The sequence below is a fragment of the Streptomyces sp. NPDC040405 genome, assembly GCF_055595765.1.
In genome coordinates this window covers 391,997-416,399 of the sequence record NZ_JBVIVI010000007.1, presented here as the reverse complement: position 1 = coordinate 416,399, position 24,403 = coordinate 391,997, and the positions used below count along the sequence as shown (strand labels likewise).

Below are 24,403 nucleotides of genomic sequence, written 5' to 3'. Positions count from 1 at the left end.
CCTCACACCCCCGGCTCGGCCGCTATCCGCCCGGCACGCACCGCGGCCAGCAGTTCCGCGTGATCGGCCTCCGTACGGTCCGCGTACGCCACCGCGAAGTCGGCCATCGCCGCGTCCAGCTCCTCTCCCTTGCCGCAGTACCCGGCGAGCAGCCGCGGATCCACGCTGTGCGCATGCGCCCGCGCCAGCAGCGCGCCCGTCATCCGCCCGTAGTCGTCCATCTGGTCGGCGGACAGGGCCGCCGGGTCGACGCTCCCCTTGCGGTTGCGGAACTGCCGTACCTGGTACGGCCGCCCGAGCACCGTCGTCCAGCCCAGCAGGATGTCGCTGACGACCTGCATCCGCTTCTGGCCGAGCACCACCCGCCGCCCCTCGTGGACGACGTCGGGTATCTCGAAACCGGCCCGCCCCAGATGCGGCAGCAGCGCGGACGGCCGGGCCTCCTTCACCTGCAGCACCAGCGGTTCGCCCCGGTGGTCGAGCAACAGCACCACATACGAACGCGTCCCCACGCTGCCCGTGCCCACGACCCGGAACGCCACGTCGTGCACCTCGTACCGGGCGAGCAGCGGCAGCCGGTCCTCGGGCAGCGTCCCCAGATAGTCGCCGAGCGCCGCCGCGACCGCCACCGCCTCGTCGTCCGGCACCCGCCGCAGCACCGGCGGCGCGTCCACGAAGCGCCGGGCCACGGGCCGGCCGGAGGAGCCGCCGTCGCCCGGGACCGCCTCCGTGGCCTTGGCGGCGAAGCGCGCGCTGGTGTTCCGCCGGGCCTTCTCGGCGACCCGCTCCAGGGTGCCCGCCAGGTCCCGGGCGTCGGTGTGCGAGACCAGTTCCTCGTCCGCGATCGCGTTCCACGCGTCGGTGGCGGGCAGCTTGGCCATCAGCCGCGCCGTGCGCCGGTAGGCGCCCGCCGCGTCACGGGCCGCCGACCGGCAGGTGTCCTCGTCGGCTCCGGCCTCCCGCCCGGCCAGCACCAGCGAGGCCGCGAGCCGCTTCACATCCCACTCCCACGGACCGTGGACGGTCTCGTCGAAGTCGTTCAGGTCGATGACCAGACCGCCGCGCGCATCCCCGTAGAGCCCGAAGTTGGCGGCGTGCGCGTCACCGCAGAGCTGTGCGCCGACGCCGGTCACCGGGGTGCCCGCCAAGTCGTGCGCCATCAGCCCGGCCGAGCCGCGGAGGAAGGAGAACGGGGTCGCGATCATCCGCCCCACCCGTATCGGCGTCAGCTCCGGCAGCCGCCCGGCGTTGGACCGCTCGACCGCCGCCACCGCGTCCGGCCTACCGGGACCGGGCGACGGCAGCGCGGCGTGCGCCGAGCGCGGCACCCGCTTCCGCAGCGCCTTTCCCTCCTGCCGGGGAGTGGGGCCCTCGCCGCGCCAGGCGGCGAACCCCGGGACCTGGGGCAGCCGTCGGGCCGCCCCGCCCACACCCATGCCGTCAGCCATCAACGCCCCCCGCTTCGTTCTCGTCCGTCACCGGCACCGCCGACGGCGCTCGCGCCATCGACCGACCAGCACCGTACCCCCGATCGCCCAAGTCCCGTCAGGGCCTGTGGAAAACTCCGGCGGCCCTGCGAAGTCCCTGCTCAGGGCCGGAACCACGCAGGGCCGGAACTACTCAGGACCGGAACCGCTCAGGGCCGGAACCGCTCAGGGCCGGAACTGCTCCGGGCAGCCCTCACCCTCGGGCAGATGGTCCTCGGCCCACCGCCCGAGTTCCTTCAGCGCGGGCTCCAGCGCCTTCCCCGCCTCCGTCAGCCGGTAGCCCACCCGCAGCGGAGGCCCGGCATCGACTTCCCGGATCACCAGCCCCGCCGCCGACAGCTCGGTGAGCCGGTCCGACAGCATCCGCTCGCTGATTCCCGGGATGGCCCGTCTCAGCTCCGCGAAGTACGCCCCCTGCTCGGTCAGAACGGCCACGATCAGCCCGGTCCATCGCTTCCCGAACAGCTCGAAGACCCGGGTCATCGTGCCGTCGACCCGCTTGCACACGTGCTCGTTGTGGACCTCGGGCCCGCCTCCGTCCGCCATGGAATACACGATACTGCGTTCTCGTTGGGTGCTGCAGAAAAGTAAGCTACTGTGCTAAACGTAGGTACATAGAAAACACCCGCTCCTTACCGGAGCGCCTTGTCCACGGAGGCACCACCATGCCCACGCTTCTTCACCTCGACACGTCTGTTTTCCCCGGCGAAGCCTCCGCCTCCCGCGCGGTGACCGCCACCTTCCGCAAGGAGTGGGAGGCGCAGCACCCGAACGGCACGGTCATCTACCGCGACCTGGCCGCCGAGCCGCTGCCGCACCTGGACGGCCTCGCCGCCCAGGCCGGGTTCGTCCCCACTGAGAGCCACACCCCCGAGCAGCAGGCCGCCTTCGCACTGCGCGACACCCTGGCCAGCGAGCTCGAGCAGGCCGATGTGGTCCTCATAGGCGCCCCGATGTACAACTTCACGATTCCCTCCACCCTGAAGGCGTGGCTGGACCACGTGATCATCGTGGGCCGTACCTCCGGCGGCGAGCAGACCACCACCTCGGGCACCCCGACGATCGTCGTCGCCAGCCGGGGCGGCGGCTACGGCCCGGGCACGCCGCGGGAGAGCTTCGAGTTCGTCACGACCTACCTGGAGAAGGCGCTGCGGGACGGGCTCAACCTCGACGTCGAGTTCGTTGTGCCGGAGCTCACCCTGGCCCGCAGCAACCCGGCGATGGCCGAGCTGGTCGAGCTCTCGGACGCCTCCAAGGCGAAGGCCCACGAGGACGTCGCCTCGAAGGCCAAGGCGCTCGCCTCCCGCTTCGCCGCCGCCTGATCCGCACCCGGCCGCGGAACCGCGGGGTCGCCCCAACCGGGGAGGCCCCGCTTCCGTTTGTCCGGACCGAGCCGGTGAAAGCCGGTCCGGCAGAGCCGGGGACGGCTGATGTGGATCAAGCCGAACTGGCAGTGGATCAAGCCGAACTCAAGCGAGACACAAGACTGGGGACAAGCCCAGACACCAGGACCCACACCGGCCGCTTCGCCACGGATCCACCACAGACGCGAAGCGGGCCTCTCCGAGCGACTTTCGTCACTCCGGAGAGGCCCGCTCCGACTGGTGCGCGAGGGGGGAGTTGAACCCCCACGCCCTTTCGGGCACTGGAACCTGAATCCAGCGCGTCTGCCTATTCCGCCACCCGCGCATGGGTGCTTGTCTTCCGCTCACCGCCTGTTTCCCGGGCCTTTCGGCCGGGTCCCCTGCGGCGCCTTCCGACATCCAGAACACTAGCACGCTGGACAGGGTGGATTCACACTCGTTGTCGAGCCCCGCCCGGAGGGGCTCCGCCGCGGTTGCGGGACACTGTCCAGAGGGCACCTCTACGATCCTGTGAGAGGTGACACTGCTCCACAGGGCCAGGAAGGGGAACCACCCGATTTCCCGACGCGTGGATACGATCAGTAAGCAGTACCAGGACGACACTGAGCACGACTGAGGAAGGAGGTGCCCCGTGGGAGTACTGAAGCGCTTCGAGCAGCGTCTCGAGGGTCTCGTGAACGGCACCTTCGCCAAGGTGTTCAAGTCGGAGGTCCAGCCCGTCGAGATCGCGGGCGCGCTCCAGCGTGAGTGCGACAACAACGCGACCATCTGGAACCGGGACCGGACCGTCGTCCCCAACGACTTCATCGTTGAGCTGAGCACCGGCGACTACGAGCGGCTCGCGCCGTACTCCGGACAGCTCGGCGACGAGCTGTCCGGCATGGTCCGCGACTACGCCAAGCAGCAGCGGTACACCTTCATGGGGGGCGTCAAGGTCCACCTGGAGAAGGCCGACGACCTCGACACCGGCCTGTACCGGGTGCGCAGCCGGACGCTCGCCTCCAGCGAGTCCCAGAGCCCGGCCGCCCAGCAGGCTCCGGCCCGCGGCGGGGCACCGCAGCAGCGGCCCGCCGGATACGGCCAGCCCGCGGGTGCGCCGCCCATGCCCAGCGCCCCTCCCGGCGCCCGCCCCGGGGCCCGGAGCGGCGGCGCGGGCGTCGGGCCGCAGCCGCAGGCACAGACCCGGCGCTGGATTGAGATCAATGGCACTCGCCACCAGATCTCCCGGCCGACCCTGGTCATGGGCCGCAGCACCGACGCTGACGTGCGCATTGACGATCCCGGTGTCTCCCGCAGGCACTGTGAAATCCGGGTCGGAACACCTCCGACAGTCCAGGATCTGGGGTCGACGAACGGCATCGTGGTGGACGGACAGCACACCACCCGCGCTACGCTCCGCGACGGCTCACGGATCGTCGTGGGCAGCACCACCATCGTTTACCGGCAAGCCGAAGGGTGAAGCGGGGGCAATGTCAGAGCTGACCCTCACGGTCATGCGGTTGGGTTTCCTCGCCGTACTGTGGCTGTTCGTCATCGTGGCCGTTCAGGTCATCCGTAGCGACCTGTTCGGGACTCGCGTGACGCAGCGCGGTTCGGCGCGACGTGGCGCCCCCGACCGACCGCAGCAGCAACAGCGGCAGCAACAGCAGACCGCTCCGCCCCAGCAGCGCCAGCAGCCCTCGGGCCGCGGCCGCCGCGGGGCCCCCACCAAACTGGTGGTCTCCGAAGGCACGCTGACCGGCACCACGGTCGCGCTCCAGGGGCAGACCATCACTCTCGGTCGTGCGCACGATTCAACAATCGTGCTGGACGACGACTACGCCTCCAGCCGGCATGCCAGGATCTACCCGGACCGTGACGGCCAGTGGATCGTCGAGGACCTCGGCTCCACCAACGGCACCTATCTCGACCGGAACCGGCTCACCACACCGACACCGATTGCGCTGGGTGCACCGATCCGCATCGGCAAGACCGTCATCGAGCTGCGGAAGTAGTAGGACCATGACGACCGGAGGGTGGGCAGCGTGGTTGGCAAGGGGCTGTACCCGGAGCCGACGGGCGAGGTGCGCATGAGTCTGTCACTGCGTTTCGCCGCCGGGTCCCACAAGGGCATGATCCGGGAGGGCAACGAGGACTCCGGCTATGCCGGCCCCCGGCTGCTCGCCATCGCCGACGGCATGGGTGGCCAGGCCGCCGGCGAGGTCGCCAGCTCCGAGGTGATCTCCACCCTGGTCCAGCTCGACGACGACGTCCCCGGCTCGGACATCCTGACCTCCCTGGGCACCGCCGTGCAGCGGGCCAACGACCAGCTGCGGACCATGGTCGAGGAGGACCCCCAGCTGGAGGGCATGGGCACGACGCTCACGGCCCTGCTCTGGACCGGCCAGCGGCTCGGCCTCGTGCACGTCGGCGACTCGCGCGCGTATCTGCTGCGGGACGGCGCGCTCACCCAGATCACCCAGGACCACACCTGGGTGCAGCGGCTCGTCGACGAGGGCCGCATCACCGAGGAGGAGGCGGGCACCCACCCGCAGCGCTCCCTGCTGATGCGCGCGCTGGGCAGCGGCGACCACGTCGAGCCCGATCTGTCCATCCGTGAGGTCCGGGCCGGCGACCGCTATCTGATCTGCTCCGACGGCCTGTCCGGCGTCGTGAGCCACCAGACCCTCGAGGACACCCTCGCCAGCTACCAGGGACCGCACGAGACGGTGCAGGAGCTGATCCAGCTCGCCCTGCGCGGCGGCGGCCCCGACAACATCACGTGCATCGTCGCCGACGTCCTCGACGTGGACGGCGGCGACACCCTGGCGGGCCAGCTCAACGACACCCCCGTGATCGTGGGCGCGGTGGCCGAGAACCAGGTCCCCCTCGGGGACGGCGGCGCCGGGAACACCCCGGCGAGCCGCGCCGCCGAGCTGGGGCGCAACCGTCCCGTACCGCAGCAGAGCGACGCGCCCGGCGGCTTCGGGCCGCCCGGCAGCGGCGGCGACCCGGGCTTCGGCGGACCTCCCGAGGGCAGCTACGGCGCCTACGCGGAGGGCGACTACACCAAGAAGAGCGGCCGTAAGTCCTGGGTCAAGCGGTCGCTGATCATCGCGCTGGGCCTCGCCGTGATCGGCGGCGGGCTCTACAGCGGCTATCAGTGGACGCAGACGCAGTACTACGTGGGCTCCAACGGGGACCACGTCGCGATCTACCGGGGCATCAGCCAGGACCTCGCGTGGATCAAGCTCAACAAGGTCCATGAGGACCACCGCGAGATCGAACTCAAGTACCTCCCGACCGACCAGCGCAGCCGCGTGGAGGACACCATCGCGGTCAGCGGGCTCGGCCAGGCCGAGGACAAGACGAAGGATCTCGCCACTCTCGCCAGCGCCTGCAGAAAGGCTGACGCACAGCGCAAGGCCGAGGAGAGCCAGAAGGACCTCACCGGCGGCAAGGGGCAGGCCGGCGGCGGATCCGGAGGCAAGGCAAGCAGCAGCGGCGGCACGCCGCAGCAGAGTCAGAGCGCGACGACGGAGTTGCGCGCCGCCAAGGCCACACCGACGCCGACGAAGTCGGCGTCGTCCTCTCCCACTCCGAAGCCGGGTCCCACCCTGTCGGAGCAGGAGAAGGAGTTGGTCCCGCAGTGCAGCAGCACCCAGCCGTGAAGCCGTGAGAGGGCCGCCCACCCATGAGCAGTAGTACGACCAACACGACCACGATCAGTACGGCCGGTCCACCGAGCCGCCGCAACACCGAGCTGGCCATGCTGGCGTTCGCGGTGATCATCCCGGTCTTCGCGTACGCCAACGCGGGCCTGGCGCTCAGCGACGAGCTGCCCTCGGGCATGCTCAGCTACGGCATCGGGCTCGGCCTGCTCGCGGGCATCGGCCACCTCGTGATCCGCAAGTTCACGCCGTACGCCGATCCGCTGCTGCTGCCGATCGCCACGCTCCTCAACGGCCTCGGCCTCGTGATCATCTGGCGGCTGGACCAGTCGAGGCGGCTGGCCGTGCGAGCGGAGGAGATCGGTCAGACCTTCGCCCCCTCGGCGCCCAACCAGCTGATGTACTCGGCGATGGGCGTGGCCCTCTTCGTGGCCGTCCTGATCCTCCTCAAGGATCACCGGATTCTGCAGCGGTACACGTACATCTCCATGATCGGCGCGCTGATCCTGCTGATCCTGCCGATGTTCTTCCCGGCCCGGTTCGGCGCACGCATCTGGATCACCGTCGGCTCCTTCTCCATCCAGCCCGGTGAATTCGCCAAGATCATCATCGCGGTCTTCTTCTCCGGCTACCTCATGGTGAAGCGGGACGCGCTCGCGCTGGCCAGCCGCCGCTTCATGGGGCTGTACCTGCCGCGCGGCCGTGACCTCGGTCCGATCCTGATCGTCTGGGCCATGAGCATCCTGATCCTGGTCTTCGAGACCGACCTCGGAAGCTCGCTGCTGTTCTTCGGCCTGTTCGTCGTCATGCTGTACGTCGCGACCGAGCGCACCAGCTGGATCGTCTTCGGTCTGCTGATGTCCGCGGTCGGCGCGGTCACTGTCGCGTCGTTCGAGTCGCACGTGAAGGTCCGTGTGATGGCGTGGCTGCACCCCTTCGCCGTCTACGACACCCCCCGGCCCAGCTGGGCCACCACCGAGCAGATCGCGCTGTCCCTGATGGCGTTCGGCTCCGGCGGCGTCTCCGGCACCGGCTGGGGCCAGGGCGCCTCCGACCTGATCGGCTTCGCGGCCAACTCCGACTTCATCCTCGCCACCGTCGGCGAGGAGCTGGGGCTGGCCGGCACCATGGCCTTCCTCCTGCTGTACGGCCTCATCGTGGAGCGCGGCATGCGCACCGCCCTGGCGGCCCGGGACCCGTTCGGCAAGCTGCTGGCGGCGGGCCTGTCCGCGGCCTTCGGCATCCAGGTCTTCGTCGTCGCGGGCGGTGTGATGGGCCTCATCCCGCTGACCGGTATGACGATGCCGTTCGTGGCGTACGGCGGTTCCTCGGTGCTCGCCAACTGGGCGCTGATCGCGATCCTCATCAAGATCAGCGACACCGCCCGGCGGCCGGCGCCCGCGCCCGCCCCCTCCACTGACGCCGAGATGACTCAGGTGGTCCGACCGTGAACAAGCCCCTGCGCCGAATCGCGATCTTCTGCGGCCTCCTGGTTCTCGCCCTGCTGGTGCGGGACAACTGGATCCAGTACGTCCAGGCCGACGACCTCAAGACGCACGACAGAAACCGTCGCGTGGCGATCGCCCAGTACAGCCAGCCGCGCGGCAACATCATCGTCGACGGTCGCCCGATCACCGGGTCGAAGGAGACCAACGGGGTCGACTTCAAGTACAAGCGCACGTACAAGGACGGTGCGATGTGGGCGCCGGTCACCGGCTACGCCTCCCAGGCGTACGGTGCCACCCAGATCGAGAGCATCGAGGACGGCATCCTCACCGGCAACGACGACCGGCTGTTCTTCAACCGGACGGTCGACATGTTCACCGGCAAGAAGCCGAAGGGCGGTGACGTCATCACCACCCTGAACGCCAAGGCCCAGGAGGCCGCTTACAAGGGCCTCGGCAAGAACAAGGGCGCCGTCGCCGCGCTCGACCCGCGCACCGGCAAGGTCCTCGCGCTCGTCTCCACCCCCAGCTACGACCCGTCGAAGTTCGCGGGCAGCTCGAAGAGCGACGCGGACGACTGGAAGGCGCTGCAGGGCAAGGTCGACGAGGACAACCCGACGCTGAACCGGGCGCTGCGGCAGACGTACCCGCCCGGCTCCACGTTCAAGGTCGTCACCGCCGCGGCGGCGCTGGAGAACGGCAAGTACACGGACATCGACGGAGCGACCGACTCGCCGCTGCCGTGGAAGCTGCCGCTGTCCACCCAGCCCCTGCGCAACGAGGGGAACATCCCCTGCAAGAACGCCACCCTGCGGCAGGCCCTGCGCTACTCCTGCAACACCGTCTTCGGCAAGCTCGGTGACGACCTGGGCAAGGACAAGATGCTGGAGGAGGCGAAGAAGTTCGGCTTCAACGACGAGGTCTTCATGCCCGTCCGCGCCGCCGAGAGCGTCTACCCCGAGAAGATGGACGCGCCGGGCAACGCCCTGTCCTCGATCGGCCAGTTCGACACCCGCGCCACCCCGCTGCAGATGGCCATGGTCGCCGCCGGGATCGCCAACGACGGCAAGCTGATGAAGCCGTACATGATCGACTCGCTGCGCGCCCCCAACCTGAACACGGTCGACCAGACCAGCCCGGAGGAGATGAGCCAGCCGCTCAGCTCGGAAAACGCGGGCAAGCTCCAGGACATGATGGAGACCGTGGTCAAGGAGGGCACCGGCACCAACGCCCAGATCCCGGGCGCCACGGTCGGCGGCAAGACCGGTACCGCACAGCACGGCGTCGACAACAGCGAGAACCCGTACGCCTGGTTCATCTCGTACGCCAAGACCGACGAGGGTTCCCCGGTCGCGGTCGCCGTCGTGGTGGAGAGTTCCGACACCCTCCGCGACGACATCGCGGGCGGCAAGCTGGCCGCGCCGATCGCCAAGAATGTGATGAAGGCGGTACTGGACGGCGAGCGCGACAAGTGACGCCGGTCACGCCCTGATGTCAATCCCGCACGTCGTCGTACCGGTCCGGTATCAAGAATCGGCCGAGGCCGGGTCCCGTAAGACGTGCCGGGTACCGTATGCGCGAGCAGCACTTCGCCGGTCCCCCACACAGGGTGCGGCCGGGAATGACGGAAGAGGGCTGGAGTAGCTATGGAAGAGCCGCGTCGCCTCGGCGGCCGGTACGAGCTGGGCTCGGTGCTCGGCCGCGGTGGCATGGCGGAGGTCTACCTCGCGCACGACACCCGCCTCGGCCGCACTGTCGCCGTGAAGACGCTCCGGGTGGACCTCGCCCGCGACCCGTCCTTCCAGGCCCGGTTCCGCCGAGAGGCCCAGTCGGCGGCCTCGCTCAACCATCCCGCGATCGTCGCGGTCTACGACACCGGCGAGGACTACGTCGACGGTGTCTCGATCCCGTACATCGTGATGGAGTACGTCGACGGCTCCACTCTGCGTGAGCTTCTGCACTCCGGGAGAAAGCTGCTCCCCGAGCGCTCGATGGAGATGACGGTCGGGATCCTCCAGGCCCTGGAGTACTCGCACCGGAACAACATCGTCCACCGGGACATCAAGCCGGCGAACGTGATGCTCACGCGCAGCGGCCAGGTCAAGGTGATGGACTTCGGCATCGCCCGCGCCATGGGCGACGCCGGTATGACCATGACGCAGACGGCGGCCGTCATCGGTACCGCGCAGTACCTCTCCCCCGAGCAGGCCAAGGGCGAGACCGTCGACGCGCGCAGCGACCTGTACTCCAGCGGCTGTCTGCTGTACGAGCTGCTGACGGTGCGGCCGCCGTTCGTCGGGGACTCCCCGGTGGCCGTGGCCTACCAGCACGTACGGGAAGAGCCGCAGCCGCCGAGCACGTACGATCCCGACATCACCCCGGAGATGGACGCGATCGTCCTGCGGGCCCTGGTCAAGGACCCCGACTACCGCTACCAGTCGGCCGACGAGATGCGCGCCGACATCGAGGCGGCGCTCGAGGGCCAGCCGGTCGCCGCGACCGCCGCGCTGGGCGCGGTCGGCTACGGCTCGAACGACCAGCCCACGACGATGCTGCGGCCGCAGGACTCCGGTCCCGCGACGTCGATGCTGCCCCCGATGCGGGACGACGACGGCGGCTTCGGCTACGACGAGCGGCCCGAGCGCCGACGGGGCGGTCCGGAGAAGAAGCGCAACCTCTCGACGATCCTGCTGGTGGTGGCCGGCGTCCTGGTGCTGATCGGCGCGATCTTCATCGGGAAGGCGATCTTCGGCGGCGATGGCAAGAACTCCGACATGGTCCCGGTGCCAACGCTGACCGGCAAGACCTTGAAGGAGGCCAGCGCCCAGGGGGAGAACGGCGACTTCAAGGTGGCGCAGACCGGCTCCATCTTCTGCGACCAGCCGAAGAACACCGTCTGCCAGCAGACCCCCGAGGACGGCGAGATCAAGCGCTACGGCACGGTCGAGCTGACCATGTCCAAGGGCAAGAAGCCCGCGGAGAAGGTCGAGGTCCCCGACGTCCTCAACGTCCAGTTCGATTCGGCGAAGGCCTCGCTGGACGCCAAGGGCTTCGACGTCGAGAAGACGACCGAGGAGTCCGACCAGACCGCGGGCAAGGTCATCCGCCAGAGCGAGGACGCGGGCAAGAAGGTCGCCCGGGGCACCACGATCACCCTGACCGTCGCCGCGCCGCAGCAGCAGGTCCCCGTCCCCGACGTGACCACCAAGCCGCTGGCTGACGCCGAGACGGCCCTCAAGGCGCAGGGCTTCAAGGTCCAGTCGACGGAAGAGGAGAGCGCCGACGCCCAGGCCGGTACGGTCATCAAGCAGGACCCGGCCGGTGGCGGACAGGCCGCGCCCGGATCGGTCATCAACCTGACCGTCGCCAAGGCCCCGGCCCAGCAGGAGCAGGTCCCGGTGCCCAACCTGGGCGGCCAGAAGCTCAAGGACGCCAAGAAGGCCCTCCAGGACCTCGGGCTCAACGTGGGCAACATCCAGGGCGATCAGGGCGACAACGCGACCGTGGTCGCCAGCAACCCCGGCGCGGGCACCCAGGTGCCCAAGGGCACGTCCGTGAACCTCGTCACGGTCAAGGGCAACGGCGGCGGCGGAGGCGACGACGGCGGAGGCTTCTTCGGCGGCCTCGGCTAGCCCGCCTCACGCACGACAGCACAACCGCACGGGGAAGCCCCCGGCGCCCGGGAGAGGGCGCCGGGGGCTTCCCCGTGGTGCGGGAGGCTTCCCCGTGGTGCGGGAGGCTTCCCCGTGGTGCGGGAAGCTTCCCCGTGGTGCGGGAGGGTTCAGCGCAGTTCCTTGGGGGGCGTACGGTCCGCGTCGACCTTCTCGGTGCGCACCAGCTCGCCCCAGACGATGTAGCGGTACTCCGAGGTGAAGACCGGGGTGCAGGTCGAGAGGGTGACGTAGCGGCCCGCCTTCTTCTTGCCCGACTCCTTCGGGACCGCCTTCAGCACGTCCACGTTGAACTTCGAGGTCTCGGGGAGCGCCGCGTAGACCTTGTAGACGAACCAGGTGTCCCGGGTCTCGAAGACCACCGCGTCGCCGTCGTGGACCTTGTCGATGTTGTGGAACTTGGCGCCGTGCCCGTCCCGGTGGGCGGCCAGCGAGAAGTTGCCCGACTTCGCCCAGGGCATCGCCGACTTGATGGGCTCCGTGTAATACCCGGCGACACCGTCGTTGAGGACCTTGGCCGAGGTGCCCTTCCTGACCAGCACCTCACCGTCGCCCATGGCCGGTACGTGCAGGAAGCCGATGCCGTCCTTGGTGTCGAGTCTGCCCGGCCCCTGCGCGGCCCAGTGCTTGCGCACCTGGTCGCCCTGCTTCTTCGCCTCCCGGTCGGCGAGGACGTTCGTCCACCACAGGGAGTAGGCCACGAAGAGGGCCAGGATCAGCCCCGCGGTGATCAGCAGCTCGCCCAGCACCCCGATGGCCGCCGCGATCCGCCCGCGGCCGGAGCCGCGGGTCGGCTGCGCCTGCGCGGGCGGGGCGGGGTCCCGGCCCTGCCGCTGGTCGTGGTCGGTCCGTGCCACCGCGTGGTACCCCTTTTCTGGATCTTCCCGGTCCTACTCGACCAGTGCGTCCGGCTTCCCCTCACCGCGCGGCCGCTCGTCGACCATCTTGCCCCAGACGATCATCCGATACGTGCTGGTGAACTCGGGGGTGCAGGTCGTCAGCGTGAGGTAGCGGCCCGGCTTGCCGAAGCCGGAACCGGACGGCACCGGGCCGATGACGCCCGTGTTCGAGGGGGACGTCTGCGGCAGGATGCTGGTCATGTCGTAGGTGTAGAACCGGCTCTGCGTCTCGACGACGATCTTGTCGCCGGGCTTGAGGCGGTTGATGTAGCGGAACGGCTCGCCGTGGGTGTTGCGGTGCCCGGCGAGCGCGAAGTTGCCCTTCTTGTCCCACGGCATCGCGGTCTTCAGCTTGCCCTTGGCGTAGTGCCCGACCATGCCGCGGTCGAGGACCTTGTGCTTGTCGATCCCCTCGGCGATCGGGGCCTTCACGTCCAGCTTGGGGATATAGATGATCGCGAATCCCTGACCGGGGGAGAACACCCCCGGATCGCGGTCCGCGCCCTTCGTGTCCCACTGCTTCTGCAGATCGCCCGCCGCGCCGTTCGCCTGCTGGTGCGCCAGGATGTTCGTCCACCACAGCTGGTACGTCACGAAGAGCAGCATCACCACACCGAGGGTGATGAAGACCTCGCCGATCACCCGGCTCGCCACCACGCCCGGGCTGTCCTTGCGCGCCCGGGCGGCGCGCTTGGCCTCCATACGGGTACGGGGCCGCGCCGCCGTCTCCGAAGCGCCTGTGGCCCCGCTGACGCCCGAACCGCCCAGCGCCCGGGCTCCGTGCCGTCCGCCGCGCTTCGCGGCCTCCTGAGCCGCCTTACGGCGGGCCGCACGGCCGCCGGTGAGCGGCGCCGCGTCCCCCGGGGTCCTGCCCGGCGCCCGGTCCGCCGCCCGGTCCGCCGTACGGCCCGGCTCGACCGTGCGCAGCGGCACGGTCCGGTCGTGGACGGGCGCCGTACGGGCGGCCAAGGCCCGCAGCGCCATCGTCTCCTCGTTCCCCGCGGGAGCCTCCGGAGCGACCGGGGAGGCGGGGTCCGGGACGACGGGAGCCAGGACGGCAGTCTCGCCCGCACTCGCGGGGCGGTCGGGGGCGGAGGCACTGCCGGGGCCGCCGGGACTGCCGGGGCCGCCGGGGCCCCCGTCCGTGGACGCCGACCGGGCGCGCCGCCGCCCGGTGGGCGCTGCGGCCGCCCCCTCGGGGTGCTCGCCCTCGACCGCCGGACGGGCGCGGCGGCGGCGCCCGGAGGGCCGCGGCTCGGGGTCCGGTGCGGCGCCCGCGGCGGGTTCCGGGGCGCCCTGGGCCGCGCCCTCGCGCCCCGGGCGCGGTGCGGTCACTCGACGGCCTTGCCGCCGACCGCCCCGACCACCGGGGCGAGCCCCGTCGACCGCTCTATCGCATCCGTGTCGCCGCACTCCACCAGCCAGTTGGCGAGCATGCGGTGACCCCATTCGGTGAGGACGGACTCGGGGTGGAACTGGACACCCTCGACCCGCAGTTCGCGGTGGCGCAGCCCCATGGCGATGCCCGTCTCCGTCCAGGCGGTGATCTCCAACGCGTCGGGAACGGTGCCCCGTTCGACCGCGAGGGAGTGGTAGCGGGTGGCGGTGAAGGGCGACGGCAGCCCGCTGAAGACGCCCGCGCCCTCATGGGTCACCAGCGAGGTCTTGCCGTGCAGCAGCTCCGGGGCGCGGCCGACGACGCCGCCGTAGGCGACGGCCATGGACTGCATCCCCAGGCAGACGCCGAACACCGGCACCCCGGTGTCCGCGCAGTGCCGCACCATGTCGACGCAGACGCCCGCCTTCTCGGGGGTGCCGGGGCCGGGGGAGAGCAGCACGCCGTCGAAGCCGTCCTGGGCGTGCGCGAGGGAGACCTCGTCGTTGCGCACCACCTCGCACTCGGCGCCGAGCTGGTAGAGGTACTGGACGAGGTTGAAGACGAAGCTGTCGTAGTTGTCGACGACCAGGACGCGCGCGCTCATCGGGGACCCGCCATTCCCTGGTCGACCGTCACGTCGTTGAACGGCAGCAGCGGCTCCGCCCACGGGAAGACGTACTGGAAGAGCACGAATACGATCGCCAGCACGAGCGCGAGCGAAATCGCCGCCCGTGCCCATGTGTTACCCGGCAGATGCCGCCAGATCCAGCCGTACATGCCATCCCTACTCACCGATGACGAAGTCGATTGCAGCACCGGAGTGCAGGACCAGAGTAAAGGTCCGGGGGTGGGGCCGGAGGGTCAGCCGGACAAAGCCTTGGGCTTGCCTTGGGCAACCGTTTGAGTCGCGTCGAGATGCGCCCAGGCGATCAGCCGGTGGCTGTGCCCCCACTCGGGCTCACAGGTCGTGAGCGTCAGATAGCGGCCGGGGCCGCGGAAGCCGGAGGCGCGCGGCACCCGGTCGAGCACCCCGACGTCGGTCGGCAGGGTGCGGTAGGGCCGCCCGGTGATGCGGTACGTGTACCAGGTGGTGCCGTCGGACAGCACCACCGCGTCGCCGGGGCGCAGCCGGGGGAAGTCCTTGAAGGGGTCGCCGTAGGTGCGGCGGTGCCCGGCGACGGCGAAGTTTCCCGTGGCGCCGAGGCGGCCGGTGCCCGCGTAGTGCCCGAGCCCCTTGCGCAGGGTGGCGGCGGCGGTGCCCTGGAGGACGGGCTTGGCCCAGTCGGCGCCGAAGCGCGGGATGTACATGATCGCGAAGGATCTGCCGCTCTCGTAGGCGCGGGGGCGGGGCGCGGGCCGCTCGGCCGCGGCGACCGGTCCCGCGGCCCAGCGGTCCTGGAGGTGGTCGATCTCACCGTCCATGGCCTGGTCGGCGCGGACGGAGGTCCAGTACAGGAGGTAGACGACGAAGAGGAGGATCAGGGTCCCGGCGGTGACGCAGACCTCACTGAGCGTCCTGATGACCAGCCGGATCCTCATCGGCCCCCCATCGGCGCGCGGCTACGGGACGGGCTGTGCCTGGTGCAGGTCCACTGTGCCGGAGTAGCCGGGAAGAGTCACCGTGTCGTGCTGGTCGACTTTCCAGCCGAGGCCGTACGCCTCGACGTAGGAACGGTAGTTCTGGATGGTGGGGGAGGCGGTGAGCGCGGTGCTCAGCCGGTCCCTGTCACCCACGGCGGTGATCTTGTAGGGCGGGGAGTAGACCCGGCCCTGGAGGATCAGGGTGTTGCCGACGCAGCGCACGGCGCTGGTGGAGATCAGCCGCTGGTCCATCACCTTGATCCCCTTGGCGCCGCCCTGCCACAGCGCGTTGACCACGGCCTGCAGGTCCTGCTGGTGGATGACGAGGTCGTTGGGCTGCGGGTCGGGCACGCCGGGGATCTTGGGGGTGGCGTTCGGCGGGGCGTCGGTGAGGGTGACGGTGAGCCCGGGGCCGCTGAGCCCCCGGGTGCCCGCGGTCTTCTCCAGCTGCTCCAGCTTGCGCTGCTCGGCCTTGCTGCTGCCGTTGTCGCGGCGGGCGAGGGCGTCGACGTCGGAGCGCATCTTGGCGGCGCCTTCGTCGAGCGTGCCGTTCTTGCGGCTGCGCTCCTGGATGAGATCGGAGAGCCGCAGCATCGATTCGTCGCTGCGGATGTCGGTGCCCTGGGCCGTATTGAAGCTGGTCCAGAAGATGATCCCGGCCAGCGCGAAGACCGCCGCGGTCAGCAGCCGGACGGGCCGGAACCGGGGACGCCGGGACGCCGGGGTGGGGGAGTCAGCGGAATTGCTCAACGTACCCTTACTCCTTACGACGCCGCGGAAGGACTACGCTAACTGACGTGTGGGGGAGGGAAACGGTCCCCTTCACCGTCCCGCCCCGGCGCCGTCCGTACACATCCCCGCGCGGTCACGCAGCGCATCGACAGGAGAGTTCCTCGTGCCGAAGTCACGGATCCGCAAGAAGGACGATTTCACGCCGCCGCCGGCGAAGCAGGCGACCAGCATCAGCCTGTCCAGTGGCCGCCGGTGGGTGGCCCCGCTGATGCTGGCGATGTTCCTGATCGGCCTCGCCTGGATCGTCCTCTTCTACGTGACGACGGGGGACATGCCGGTCAAGTCCCTGGGCAACTGGAACATCGTGGTCGGCTTCGGCTTCATCGCCGCGGGGTTCGTGGTCTCCACTCAGTGGAAGTAGACCCGCTCCGCGGGGTCTGCCGCAGCGCCCGTCCACAGGGTTATCCACAGGCGGGGAAAACTCAGAAGATCTGTGGATAACCTCTGTCGCATTGACGCCGGTGTGACCGGTGGAACGGTCACGTTCGAACGTTCACACCTGCGTCTTCCTGCGAAAACGCAGGTCAGTACGGTAACGCACAGATGTTCTCCACAGGATGCGCAAGATCGACCACGTGCTGTGGACAACTGACCGAACCCACCCCCGTTCGAGCCCCCCTCAGGGGCCGCCCGGGCCGGTGGGCCGGTGGGTGGATGAGCGGGTCAGCCGGTGAGCTGGAGCGTACGGACCCACACCGTCGCGACGATCACGAGCAGCATCACGGCGCAGGCGCCCCGCTGCACCAGGGCGCGCCGCTCCCGCGGCGCGTGCACCATCGCGTACGCCACCACCGTGCCGACCACCAGGCCACCGACATGCGCCTGCCAGGCGATCCCGGACCAGCCGAAGGTGAAGATGAGGTTCAGCACGAGCAGCGCAATGACGGGGCGCATGTCGTAGTTGAGCCGCCGCATCAGGACGGCGGTGGCACCCAGCAGCCCGAAGACCGCGCCGGAGGCGCCGAGCGAGGGCTGGTTCTGCGCGGCGAGCAGATACGACAGCGCGCTGCCGCCGAGCCCCGACAGCAGATAGAGCGTGAGGTAGCGGGCGCGGCCGAGCGCGGCCTCCAGCGGGGCGCCGATCCACCACAGGGACAGCATGTTGAAGGCGATGTGCATCGGCTCCTGGTGCAGGAAGACCGCGGTCAGCAGCCGGTACCACTGCCCCTCGGCGACGCCCACGATGTCGGCCGTGCCCGGGTCGTAGGCCCGGCCCACCAGGTCGAAGGCGTCCACCAGGCGGTCTCCGGTCCCCAGCACCGCCAGCCAGACGGCGATGTTGAGACCGATCAGGATCTTGGTGACGAGGCGCGGATCGGCGCTGTACGCGCCGCCGGCTATGGTGCGCGGCTCGGCCGCGCGCCGCGGGGGCCCGGTGGGCTCGCCGGAGGCGGAGGCGGACGCACCGCCGCGGACACACTCGGGGCAGTGGAACCCGACCGAGGCGCTGATCATGCACTCCGGACAGATCGGGCGCTCACAGCGGGAACAGCTGATGCCGGTCTCCCGCTGCGGGTGCCGATAACAGCAGACCGCCTGGTCCTCCATGGTGTCCCTTCGCCCCCTGTCCGCGGACTTGCGCGCGTTCCCCCCGCCCCGCTTGTTCTCACGGACAAGCGGGGCGCGGAGTTCCCGTGCGGGGTTCAGCCCTCTCGGGTCTCCACGACGACGGACTCGATCACGACGTCCTGGAGCGGCCGGTCGGTGCGCGGGTTGGTCGCGGCACCCCCGATGGCGTCGACGACCTTCTTGCTGGCCTCGTCGACGACCTCGCCGAAGATGCTGTGCTTGCCGGTCAGCCAGGTGGTCGGGGCGAGCGTGATGAAGAACTGCGAGCCGTTGGTGCCCGGGCCGGCGTTGGCCATGGCCAGCAGGTACGGCTTGTTGAAGGCCAGGTCCGGGTGGAACTCGTCACCGAACTCGTAGCCCGGGCCGCCGGTGCCGTTGCCCAGCGGGTCACCGCCCTGGATCATGAAACCGCTGATCACGCGGTGGAACACGGTGCCGTCGTAGAGCTTCTCCGCGGCCTTCTTGCCGGTGGCCGGGTGGGTCCACTCGCGGGTGCCCTCGGCGAGCTCCACGAAGTTCTTCACGGTCTTGGGCGCGTGGTTCGGCAGCAGCCGAACCACGATGTCGCCGTTGTTCGTCTTGAGGGTGGCATACAGCTGCTCGGCCACGATCTACCTTCCATCGTTTTCGCTTCCTTGCCCTGATCCTCGCACGGACCCGAGTGCGACGAGTAGCCGCCGAAGACGCACGCGGCGCGCCATTCCACGCGTTTTCCGGGAGAATCTCCCCTATGACCCGGATGCCGGTTCACGCATGCCGCGTGGGCTGCGAACGGGCATGATCTCCACAAACAGGCATGATCTTTCTTCGGATGGAAACACGAAACTGCGCACATGCAGCTCAGCACTCTGCACCCCGGAGCATCACCACGCCACCGAGGAGGAGGATCCCGTGACCCGCATTGACAGCGTGCGAGCCGCGACCGGCACCGCGAAGGACAGCGTCCTGCACGCCGCGGAGGCGGTGGCGCCCTACGCCGGCACGGCCAAGGACACCGCCACGCAGTACGCGCACGAAGCCCGCGTACGGCTGGCGCCGAAGGTCTCCCACGCCGCACAGCAGGCCCGTTGCGCCGCCGGCGGCCAGTACCACGCGCATGTCGCGCCCCGGCTCAACCAGGCCCGCGGCACCCTGCCGCCCAAGGTCGATGCGGCCGCCGCCCGCGCCGCCAAGCGGACCCGCAAGGCCGCGCGGCAGGCCGCCGACTACACCGGGCCGCGCGTCGAGCACGCGGTGGCCGGAGCGCGCGCGGCCGCCGGACCGGCGCGCGAGGAAGCGGTCACGCGGGCGGGCGCGGCCGTCGCCGCGCTGCGCACCCATGTGACGGCGGCCGACATCGAGAAGCTCAGCCGCAAGCGCCGCCGCCGGGCCCGCATGGGCCGCGTCGCCAAGCGGGCCGCCTTCATCGGCCTGGTGGGCGCCGGTGTCTTCGCCGCCTGGAAGTGGTGGGACCGGCAGGCCAACCCCGACTGGCTGGTCGAGCCCCCGGCGGCGACCGAGGTGGGCGACCGCGAGCGGCTGTCCGCGGTGGACGGCAGCGACACCCTCGACCCCGAGGTGCAGGCCAAGCAGGCGGAGGCCGAAGCCGGGAAGGACGACGACCAGCGCTGACGCCTCGTCGTCGCACCCGGCCGGGGACCGAATCCGGCCAAGAGGCGGGCCGAGGGGCGGCGGACCGCGGGGTCTGTCCGCCCCTCGGCCCGTTCTCCGGCGCCTGCCCGGCGGCTACTCCTTCGCTTCCCGTTCGCTGTAGCGGCGCCGCTCCAGGAAGAACTCGGTGAAGACGGAGACCTTGGCCCGCAGCGCCCAGGGGTCGATCGGCTTGGCCATGTAGTCCACCGCCCCCGCCGCGTAACCGCGCGAGGAGTGCTCCGGATCGGCACCCATCGCGGTGAGAAAGATGATCGGCACGTCCCGGTTGCGCGGGCGCCGCTTGATGTGGGCTGCCGTCTCGTAGCCGTCCATCTCGGGCATCTGCACATCGAGCAGGATCACCGCGAAGTCGTCGTGGTCCAGCAGCGCCTTCAGCGCCTCCTGCCCGGAGGTCGCGGTCACCAGCTCCTGGTCGAGGGTGGCCAGCACCGCCTCCATGGCCAGCAGGTTGTTCTGCTGGTCGTCGACCACCAGGATCTTGGGCCGCGGCCCGGCGCACGGCCCGGGCACGAACGACCGGGCGGGAACGCCGGGCTCCTCCTCTTGGCGCGGAACCGCCGCCGTCCGCTGCGACTCCACCATCGCCAGCTGCCGCTCCAGCATCTGGCAGCGGTCCTCCGCCAGCCGTCCCCGCCGCCGCTCGTCCTCCAGTTCCTCGGTGAGCCGGTGCACCTCCTGCCGCAGCAGGTCGCGCTCCTTCACCAGCTCCTGGTGATCCGGGAAGGTCATCTCCAGGGCGTCGGCGCGCGCCCGCTCCGCGGCCCAGGCCGCCTCGGTCTGGCTCAGCCGCACCTCCAGGTCGGCGATGCGGTGCCGGCGGTCGAGCAGCGCCTCGCCCAGCGCGTCCTCCTTCACGCTGGAGCTCCGCGCCTCCCGGTCGGCGTCGGCCAGCTGGGTCTGCAGGATCTCCAGCGCGTGCCCCGGGGATCCGCTCGTGCGCACCGCGGACCGGTGCAGGTCCCGCACCACCTCGATGGCGGCCGGGGTGGCCGCTGAGCCCCGGCACGCCGCGAGATCCGCCAGCAGTTCCACCACGAACTCCCACGACGGGACTCTCGTACCGCTCAGATAGCGCGAGACCGTGCTCGGGTCCCGGAACCTGCGTGCGGCGTACCGGCGCACCGAGACCCCCAGCCCGTCGAAGAGCTTCCTCAGCTCCACGGCGAACGCCCGGCACTCCTCCGGCAGGTTCTCCCCCAGCGGATGCAGCTCACCCATTATGTCCCCCTGTGCGGCGACTCACGCCGATCAGACGATTCCCGGGCAGCTTGCCCGACTTGTGAAACAGAGTGGGGCATCGGGGAGGTGTTGCGCGGGCCAATCCCAGGAGCGGCAACACCACTTCGCTCGCACTGTGCTCAGGACATGACTGTCCTCCCGGTTGACTGCTCCCGCTCAGGGAACTAGTTTCCTTACGGGAAACGTGTTCCGTTGAAGCATGTACGGCAGGTCCCAGCTCCAGGAGGTACCCCCATGTCCGACCGTTCGACCTCGGCCGCCGAGGCCGCCCGCGCGCTCCGGGACGTCGAGCAGCGCCGTGACCAGGCCCGCACCTCGGAGCGGGAATCCCGTTGGGTCAGCGTCGTGTTCGCCGTGGCGCTCTTCGCCGAGCTGGCGGCACCCGACTTCTTCGGCGAGGGCGTGCGCATCGGGATCTCCTGGGCGGTCACCGCGCTCGTCGTGGCGTACGCGGTCATGCTGCGGACTCCGCAAGGCGGCGCCCTGCTCGGCCGGCCCACCCATGTACGCAAACGCGAACTCTCCTCGCGTTTCGTGGTGTCGGCCCGGCTGGCGATCGTCGCCGTGGTGCTGATCGGCTTTATCGGCGCGCGCTTCCTGGCCGACGGACTGTTCCCGTACGCGGGGACGGTCCTGGGCGCGGTGCTCGGCGGCACCCTGATCGTCTTCGGCCGCGGTCTGCAGCAGGCGCTGAACTCCCTCGCCGTGCGCGGCCACGGCACCGGTGCGGACGGTAACGCCCATGGATCCCGCTGACTTCGACGCCGCGCTGCTCGACCCGACGCGGCTGTCGATCGTGTCGCTGCTGGCGGGCGTCAACTGGGCCGAGTTCGGGTGGGTGCGCGAGACGGTGGGCATGTCCGCCTCGGCCCTCTCCAAGCAGGTCTCCACGCTCGAAGCCCGCGGCTACGTCGAGGTGAAGAAGGGCTACGTGGGCAAGCGCCCCCGTACCTGGATCAGTCTCAGCCGCACCGGACGGGACGCCCTCGAACAGCATGTGGCGGCGCTGCACCGGATCGTCGAGGAATCCCAGCTGGCCGCGGCGCGGCATGAGGAGCAGGAGTCGTAGGCGGCGCCGGACACCGGTCCCGCCCGGCAGGCGAGGACGACCGCCCGGTCCACGCGAGAAATCCGGCCATATCCGCGAATCACCCGCGCGCGGACGGCTCATGTGCCTCCCGCGGGGACGCCGCGGGCGGATCCGGGCGCACGAAAAGAGGTCTTCTGACCTGCATTTTTGCAGGTCAGAAGACCTCTCATAGAGTGGAGCCTAGGAGAGTCGAACTCCTGACATCCGCCATGCAAAGACGGCGCTCTACCAACTGAGCTAAGGCCCCTTCGCCGATCAGGATACCCGGTACCGGCGGCCTTTCCCGACCGGGTATCGCTCGCGGGTATCGCTCTCCGTAGGATGCCACGCAAGATTCGCGGCAGCGAAGCGAAGGGGAGAGCGAGATGGACGCAACACAGCAGGATGCCACCGCGCGCGCACGGGAGCTGCAGCGCAGTTGGTACGGGGAACCGCTGGGGGCGCTCTTTCGCCGTCTCATCGACGACCTCGGTCTCAACCAGGCGCGCCTGGCGGCCATCCTCGGGCTCTCCGCGCCCATGCTGTCCCAGCTCATGAGCGGCCAGCGCGCCAAGATCGGCAATCCGGCGGTGGTCCAGCGGGTGCAGGCGCTCCAGGAACTCTCCAGTCAGGCGGCGGACGGACGGGTGAGCGCCGCCGAGGCCGCGGAGCGCATGGAGGAGATCAAGAAGACCGCCGGCGGGTCGGTCCTCAACTCCACCCAGACCGCGGCCAGCACAGGAGCCCCGACCGTGCGGCGCGTGGTCCGCGAAATCCAGTCGCTGCTGCGGTCCGTGGCCGCCGCCGGGGACATCATCGATGCGGCGGATTCCCTCGCCCCCACCCACCCCGAGCTGGCAGAGTTCCTCCGTGTGTACGGCGCCGGGCGGACCGCCGAGGCGGTCGCGCACTACGAGGCGCACCAGAGCTGACGGGCTGATGGACTGCTGACGAGTCGATGACGGGGCGGGCACGGCGCGATGGGTGAGATCTTCGCGGGCCGGTACGAACTGGTGGACCCGATCGGGCGCGGGGGCGTGGGCGCCGTGTGGCGGGTCTGGGACCATCGCCGCCGCCGTTACGTCGCGGCGAAGGTGCTGCAGCAACGCGACGCGCATACGCTGCTGCGCTTCGTACGGGAGCAGGCCCTGCGGATCGACCACCCCCATGTACTGGCACCGGCGAGCTGGGCGGCGGACGACGACAAGGTGCTGTTCACCATGGACCTGGTGGCCGGCGGCTCGTTCGCACACCTCATCGGCGACTACGGCCCCCTCCCATCCCGCTATGTGTGCACCCTGCTGGACCAGTTGCTCGCCGGGCTGGCCGCCGTCCACGCGGAGGGCGTGGTCCACCGGGACATCAAGCCCGCGAACATCCTGCTGGAGTCCACCGGAACGGGGCGGCCCCATGTCCGGCTGGGTGACTTCGGCATCGCGCTCACCAAAGGCGAACCCCGCCTCACCGAGGCCAACTATGTGATGGGCACCCCCGGCTACTTCGCGCCCGAGCAGATGATGGGCGAGGAGCCGGACTTCCCGGCCGACCTGTTCGCGGTCGGCCTGGTGACGCTGTATCTGCTCCGTGGGCACAAGCCCGACGGGGAAGCGATCGTGAAGCTGTTCGGCGAGCACGGCGTGCCGCACGCTCCCGAAGGCGTGCCCGAGCCGCTGTGGCAGGTGATCGCCGGGCTGCTGCAGCCGGACCCTGAGGACCGGTTCCGCTCCGCCACGGGGGCGCGCAAGGCGCTCGTATCGGCGGTCGAGATGCTGCCCGAGGGCGATTTCGACGACGAGGCGATCGAGGTCTTCGACCATCTCGGGCCGCTGCCGACCGGATTCGGACCGAACGGTCCCGCCCGGCCGCGGCGCCGTCATGCGAAGGCCGACCCACCCGCGGACAGCGGAACGGTGCCGCACCCCTCGCCGCCCGCCGCCGGACCCGCCGAGCCCGGCCAATCCGCCGAACCAGCTGCCCAGGCGCCTTCGACCGGGCAGCAGCCTTCGACCGGGCAGCCCGCCCGGCCGTCGATGTCGGACACCGGCAGCTTCACCCTCCCGCCGCCGCAGCCGCGGACGCCGCACCCGGGAACAGCGCATCCCGGGACGCCGCACCCCCAGCCCCCGCAGCCGCACACGCCGCCCCCGCAGATATCGGCTCCCCGGACGCCACCTCCACACACCCCAGCGCCCCAGCAACCGCCGACACCGCACCCTCAGCCCCCGCAGCAGCCGCCGACCCCGTCGACCGCGGCCCCGCTCCCGCAGGCGCCTCAGCCGCCCGCACACCAGCCACAGGGCCCACAGCCCGGACAGCCGGGCCCATCGCCCCGGCCCGCGCACCTTCATACGCCCGCCCCCACTCCCACGCCCGCCGCCGCGCCCCTGCCGACGCCGCGTGACTACCCCCTCACCAGTGCATACACCGCTCGGCAGCCTCAGGTTCCCGCTGCCGCCGCCCGACGGCGGGGCCCGTCCCGCAAGGCGGTGGTCTCGATCCTGATCGTCGCGGTGCTGTGCTTCGCCGTGGGGGCGTGGGCGCTGGTCGCCGCGGGCTGAACCAGCGGTCCGAACCCGCGGCCCGAACCAGCGGCCCGAACCAGCGGC

24 protein-coding genes and 2 tRNA genes are annotated in these 24,403 nt (G+C 70.4%); 13 read left to right on the top strand and 13 right to left on the bottom strand.

The features are described from left to right. Positions 1-2: 2 nt before the first annotated feature. Both ACZ59A_RS28720 and ACZ59A_RS28715 read right to left on the bottom strand, forming a co-directional pair. Positions 3-1,448 carry a DUF2252 domain-containing protein gene (locus tag ACZ59A_RS28720; RefSeq protein WP_470964118.1) on the bottom strand — a complete coding sequence of 482 codons (1,446 nt, stop codon included), beginning with the start codon at positions 1,446-1,448 and terminating at the stop codon, positions 3-5. A gap of 204 nt (positions 1,449-1,652) precedes the next feature. Then, positions 1,653-2,033, bottom strand: a complete 381-nt coding sequence (locus ACZ59A_RS28715) for a winged helix-turn-helix transcriptional regulator (RefSeq protein ID WP_468043021.1) — start codon at positions 2,031-2,033, stop codon at positions 1,653-1,655. A gap of 119 nt (positions 2,034-2,152) precedes the next feature. On the opposite strand from ACZ59A_RS28715, the gene ACZ59A_RS28710 reads away from it, so the two are divergent. After that, entirely contained in the window at positions 2,153-2,809 is a 657-nt protein-coding gene (locus ACZ59A_RS28710) for an FMN-dependent NADH-azoreductase (protein ID WP_470964115.1), read from the top strand. A 280-nt stretch (positions 2,810-3,089) separates the two neighbouring features. On the opposite strand, the gene ACZ59A_RS28705 is transcribed toward ACZ59A_RS28710, so the two are convergent. Beyond that, positions 3,090-3,176: transfer RNA gene (locus tag ACZ59A_RS28705), tRNA-Leu, on the bottom strand. A 306-nt stretch (positions 3,177-3,482) separates the two neighbouring features. On the opposite strand from ACZ59A_RS28705, the gene ACZ59A_RS28700 reads away from it, so the two are divergent. The 6 genes from ACZ59A_RS28700 (at position 3,483) to pknB (ending at position 11,578) form a co-directional block, all read left to right on the top strand. Beyond that, positions 3,483-4,310 carry an FhaA domain-containing protein gene (locus ACZ59A_RS28700; protein WP_468043025.1) on the top strand — a complete coding sequence of 276 codons (828 nt, stop codon included), beginning with the start codon at positions 3,483-3,485 and terminating at the stop codon, positions 4,308-4,310. Between the two features lie 10 nt (positions 4,311-4,320). Then, complete coding sequence (locus ACZ59A_RS28695; RefSeq protein ID WP_468043027.1) at positions 4,321-4,845, top strand: FHA domain-containing protein FhaB/FipA; 525 nt, start codon at positions 4,321-4,323, stop codon at positions 4,843-4,845. Positions 4,846-4,920: 75 nt separating this feature from the next. Beyond that, positions 4,921-6,501 (top strand): Stp1/IreP family PP2C-type Ser/Thr phosphatase, encoded by a 1,581-nt coding sequence (locus tag ACZ59A_RS28690; protein ID WP_470964446.1) that lies wholly within the window; start codon positions 4,921-4,923, stop codon positions 6,499-6,501. 23 nt (positions 6,502-6,524) lie between these two features. Continuing rightward, on the top strand, positions 6,525-7,952 hold the full coding sequence (locus ACZ59A_RS28685; RefSeq protein ID WP_468043028.1) for an FtsW/RodA/SpoVE family cell cycle protein: 1,428 nt from the start codon (positions 6,525-6,527) through the stop codon (positions 7,950-7,952). Beyond that, on the top strand, positions 7,949-9,421 hold the full coding sequence (locus tag ACZ59A_RS28680; protein WP_470964111.1) for a peptidoglycan D,D-transpeptidase FtsI family protein: 1,473 nt from the start codon (positions 7,949-7,951) through the stop codon (positions 9,419-9,421). Before ACZ59A_RS28685 ends, ACZ59A_RS28680 begins: the two co-directional genes overlap by 4 nt. A gap of 171 nt (positions 9,422-9,592) precedes the next feature. After that, complete coding sequence (gene pknB / locus ACZ59A_RS28675) at positions 9,593-11,578, top strand: Stk1 family PASTA domain-containing Ser/Thr kinase (RefSeq protein WP_470964108.1); 1,986 nt, start codon at positions 9,593-9,595, stop codon at positions 11,576-11,578. A gap of 149 nt (positions 11,579-11,727) precedes the next feature. Here pknB and ACZ59A_RS28670 read toward each other — a convergent pair whose 3' ends face one another. From ACZ59A_RS28670 to ACZ59A_RS28645, 6 genes are all read right to left on the bottom strand, one after another. After that, the gene (locus tag ACZ59A_RS28670; protein WP_470964105.1) at positions 11,728-12,474 is read right to left on the bottom strand and encodes a class E sortase; all 747 of its coding nucleotides are present in this window, start codon (positions 12,472-12,474) and stop codon (positions 11,728-11,730) included. A gap of 33 nt (positions 12,475-12,507) precedes the next feature. Further along, positions 12,508-13,851, bottom strand: coding sequence for a class E sortase (locus tag ACZ59A_RS28665; RefSeq protein ID WP_470964102.1), 1,344 nt, complete (start codon positions 13,849-13,851; stop codon positions 12,508-12,510). Further along, positions 13,848-14,498: an aminodeoxychorismate/anthranilate synthase component II gene (locus ACZ59A_RS28660; RefSeq protein ID WP_063734566.1), complete on the bottom strand. Its 651-nt coding sequence runs from the start codon at positions 14,496-14,498 to the stop codon at positions 13,848-13,850. Before ACZ59A_RS28660 ends, ACZ59A_RS28665 begins: the two co-directional genes overlap by 4 nt. After that, positions 14,495-14,671, bottom strand: a complete 177-nt coding sequence (locus ACZ59A_RS28655; RefSeq protein ID WP_470964098.1) for a hypothetical protein — start codon at positions 14,669-14,671, stop codon at positions 14,495-14,497. The genes ACZ59A_RS28660 and ACZ59A_RS28655 overlap by 4 nt, the downstream gene beginning before the upstream one ends. Before the next feature lie 84 nt (positions 14,672-14,755). Next, positions 14,756-15,433 carry a class E sortase gene (locus ACZ59A_RS28650; RefSeq protein ID WP_470964095.1) on the bottom strand — a complete coding sequence of 226 codons (678 nt, stop codon included), beginning with the start codon at positions 15,431-15,433 and terminating at the stop codon, positions 14,756-14,758. A 21-nt stretch (positions 15,434-15,454) separates the two neighbouring features. Continuing rightward, positions 15,455-16,225, bottom strand: a complete 771-nt coding sequence (locus ACZ59A_RS28645; protein WP_470964092.1) for a DUF881 domain-containing protein — start codon at positions 16,223-16,225, stop codon at positions 15,455-15,457. 145 nt (positions 16,226-16,370) lie between these two features. Between ACZ59A_RS28645 and crgA the strand changes: the two genes are divergently transcribed. Then, positions 16,371-16,628: a cell division protein CrgA gene (crgA, locus tag ACZ59A_RS28640; RefSeq protein ID WP_385446029.1), complete on the top strand. Its 258-nt coding sequence runs from the start codon at positions 16,371-16,373 to the stop codon at positions 16,626-16,628. 302 nt (positions 16,629-16,930) lie between these two features. Here crgA and ACZ59A_RS28635 read toward each other — a convergent pair whose 3' ends face one another. Both ACZ59A_RS28635 and ACZ59A_RS28630 read right to left on the bottom strand, forming a co-directional pair. Further along, the gene (locus tag ACZ59A_RS28635) at positions 16,931-17,815 is read right to left on the bottom strand and encodes a rhomboid family intramembrane serine protease (protein ID WP_470964089.1); all 885 of its coding nucleotides are present in this window, start codon (positions 17,813-17,815) and stop codon (positions 16,931-16,933) included. A 95-nt stretch (positions 17,816-17,910) separates the two neighbouring features. Beyond that, entirely contained in the window at positions 17,911-18,444 is a 534-nt protein-coding gene (locus ACZ59A_RS28630) for a peptidylprolyl isomerase (protein WP_009716467.1), read from the bottom strand. Between the two features lie 283 nt (positions 18,445-18,727). Between ACZ59A_RS28630 and ACZ59A_RS28625 the strand changes: the two genes are divergently transcribed. Next, positions 18,728-19,447: a DUF5324 family protein gene (locus ACZ59A_RS28625; protein WP_470964086.1), complete on the top strand. Its 720-nt coding sequence runs from the start codon at positions 18,728-18,730 to the stop codon at positions 19,445-19,447. Between the two features lie 114 nt (positions 19,448-19,561). Here ACZ59A_RS28625 and ACZ59A_RS28620 read toward each other — a convergent pair whose 3' ends face one another. Further along, positions 19,562-20,707 carry a response regulator gene (locus ACZ59A_RS28620; protein ID WP_470964083.1) on the bottom strand — a complete coding sequence of 382 codons (1,146 nt, stop codon included), beginning with the start codon at positions 20,705-20,707 and terminating at the stop codon, positions 19,562-19,564. 255 nt (positions 20,708-20,962) lie between these two features. Here ACZ59A_RS28620 and ACZ59A_RS28615 point away from each other — a divergent pair, with 255 nt between their 5' ends. Together ACZ59A_RS28615 and ACZ59A_RS28610 are read left to right on the top strand one after the other, a co-directional pair. Continuing rightward, on the top strand, positions 20,963-21,484 hold the full coding sequence (locus ACZ59A_RS28615) for a hypothetical protein (RefSeq protein ID WP_470964080.1): 522 nt from the start codon (positions 20,963-20,965) through the stop codon (positions 21,482-21,484). After that, positions 21,471-21,797, top strand: a complete 327-nt coding sequence (locus ACZ59A_RS28610; protein ID WP_470964077.1) for a winged helix-turn-helix domain-containing protein — start codon at positions 21,471-21,473, stop codon at positions 21,795-21,797. Before ACZ59A_RS28615 ends, ACZ59A_RS28610 begins: the two co-directional genes overlap by 14 nt. Positions 21,798-21,992: 195 nt before the next feature. Here ACZ59A_RS28610 and ACZ59A_RS28605 read toward each other — a convergent pair. Then, positions 21,993-22,065 (bottom strand) — tRNA-Ala (locus tag ACZ59A_RS28605). A gap of 118 nt (positions 22,066-22,183) precedes the next feature. Between ACZ59A_RS28605 and ACZ59A_RS28600 the strand changes: the two genes are divergently transcribed. Together ACZ59A_RS28600 and ACZ59A_RS28595 are read left to right on the top strand one after the other, a co-directional pair. Then, complete coding sequence (locus ACZ59A_RS28600; RefSeq protein ID WP_358618980.1) at positions 22,184-22,729, top strand: DNA-binding protein; 546 nt, start codon at positions 22,184-22,186, stop codon at positions 22,727-22,729. A 48-nt stretch (positions 22,730-22,777) separates the two neighbouring features. Next, positions 22,778-24,355: a serine/threonine-protein kinase gene (locus ACZ59A_RS28595; RefSeq protein ID WP_470964073.1), complete on the top strand. Its 1,578-nt coding sequence runs from the start codon at positions 22,778-22,780 to the stop codon at positions 24,353-24,355. Positions 24,356-24,403 lie beyond the last annotated feature (48 nt).

Bases quoted from the DNA above. Each gene is read 5' to 3' on its own strand.
- ACZ59A_RS28615 (WP_470964080.1), top strand. From the start codon at position 20,963: ATGTCCGACCGTTCGACCTCGGCCGCCGAGGCCGCCCGCGCGCTCCGG.
- ACZ59A_RS28690 (WP_470964446.1), top strand. From the start codon at position 4,921: ATGAGTCTGTCACTGCGTTTCGCCGCCGGGTCCCACAAGGGCATGATC.
- pknB (WP_470964108.1), top strand. From the start codon at position 9,593: ATGGAAGAGCCGCGTCGCCTCGGCGGCCGGTACGAGCTGGGCTCGGTG.
- ACZ59A_RS28715 (WP_468043021.1), bottom strand. From the start codon at position 2,033: ATGGCGGACGGAGGCGGGCCCGAGGTCCACAACGAGCACGTGTGCAAG.
- ACZ59A_RS28710 (WP_470964115.1), top strand. From the start codon at position 2,153: ATGCCCACGCTTCTTCACCTCGACACGTCTGTTTTCCCCGGCGAAGCC.
- ACZ59A_RS28655 (WP_470964098.1), bottom strand. From the start codon at position 14,671: ATGTACGGCTGGATCTGGCGGCATCTGCCGGGTAACACATGGGCACGG.
- ACZ59A_RS28650 (WP_470964095.1), bottom strand. From the start codon at position 15,433: ATGAGGATCCGGCTGGTCATCAGGACGCTCAGTGAGGTCTGCGTCACC.
- ACZ59A_RS28660 (WP_063734566.1), bottom strand. From the start codon at position 14,498: ATGAGCGCGCGCGTCCTGGTCGTCGACAACTACGACAGCTTCGTCTTC.
- ACZ59A_RS28600 (WP_358618980.1), top strand. From the start codon at position 22,184: ATGGACGCAACACAGCAGGATGCCACCGCGCGCGCACGGGAGCTGCAG.
- ACZ59A_RS28695 (WP_468043027.1), top strand. From the start codon at position 4,321: ATGTCAGAGCTGACCCTCACGGTCATGCGGTTGGGTTTCCTCGCCGTA.
- ACZ59A_RS28620 (WP_470964083.1), bottom strand. From the start codon at position 20,707: ATGGGTGAGCTGCATCCGCTGGGGGAGAACCTGCCGGAGGAGTGCCGG.
- ACZ59A_RS28635 (WP_470964089.1), bottom strand. From the start codon at position 17,815: ATGGAGGACCAGGCGGTCTGCTGTTATCGGCACCCGCAGCGGGAGACC.
- ACZ59A_RS28595 (WP_470964073.1), top strand. From the start codon at position 22,778: ATGGGTGAGATCTTCGCGGGCCGGTACGAACTGGTGGACCCGATCGGG.
- ACZ59A_RS28720 (WP_470964118.1), bottom strand. From the start codon at position 1,448: ATGGCTGACGGCATGGGTGTGGGCGGGGCGGCCCGACGGCTGCCCCAG.
- ACZ59A_RS28610 (WP_470964077.1), top strand. From the start codon at position 21,471: ATGGATCCCGCTGACTTCGACGCCGCGCTGCTCGACCCGACGCGGCTG.
- ACZ59A_RS28685 (WP_468043028.1), top strand. From the start codon at position 6,525: ATGAGCAGTAGTACGACCAACACGACCACGATCAGTACGGCCGGTCCA.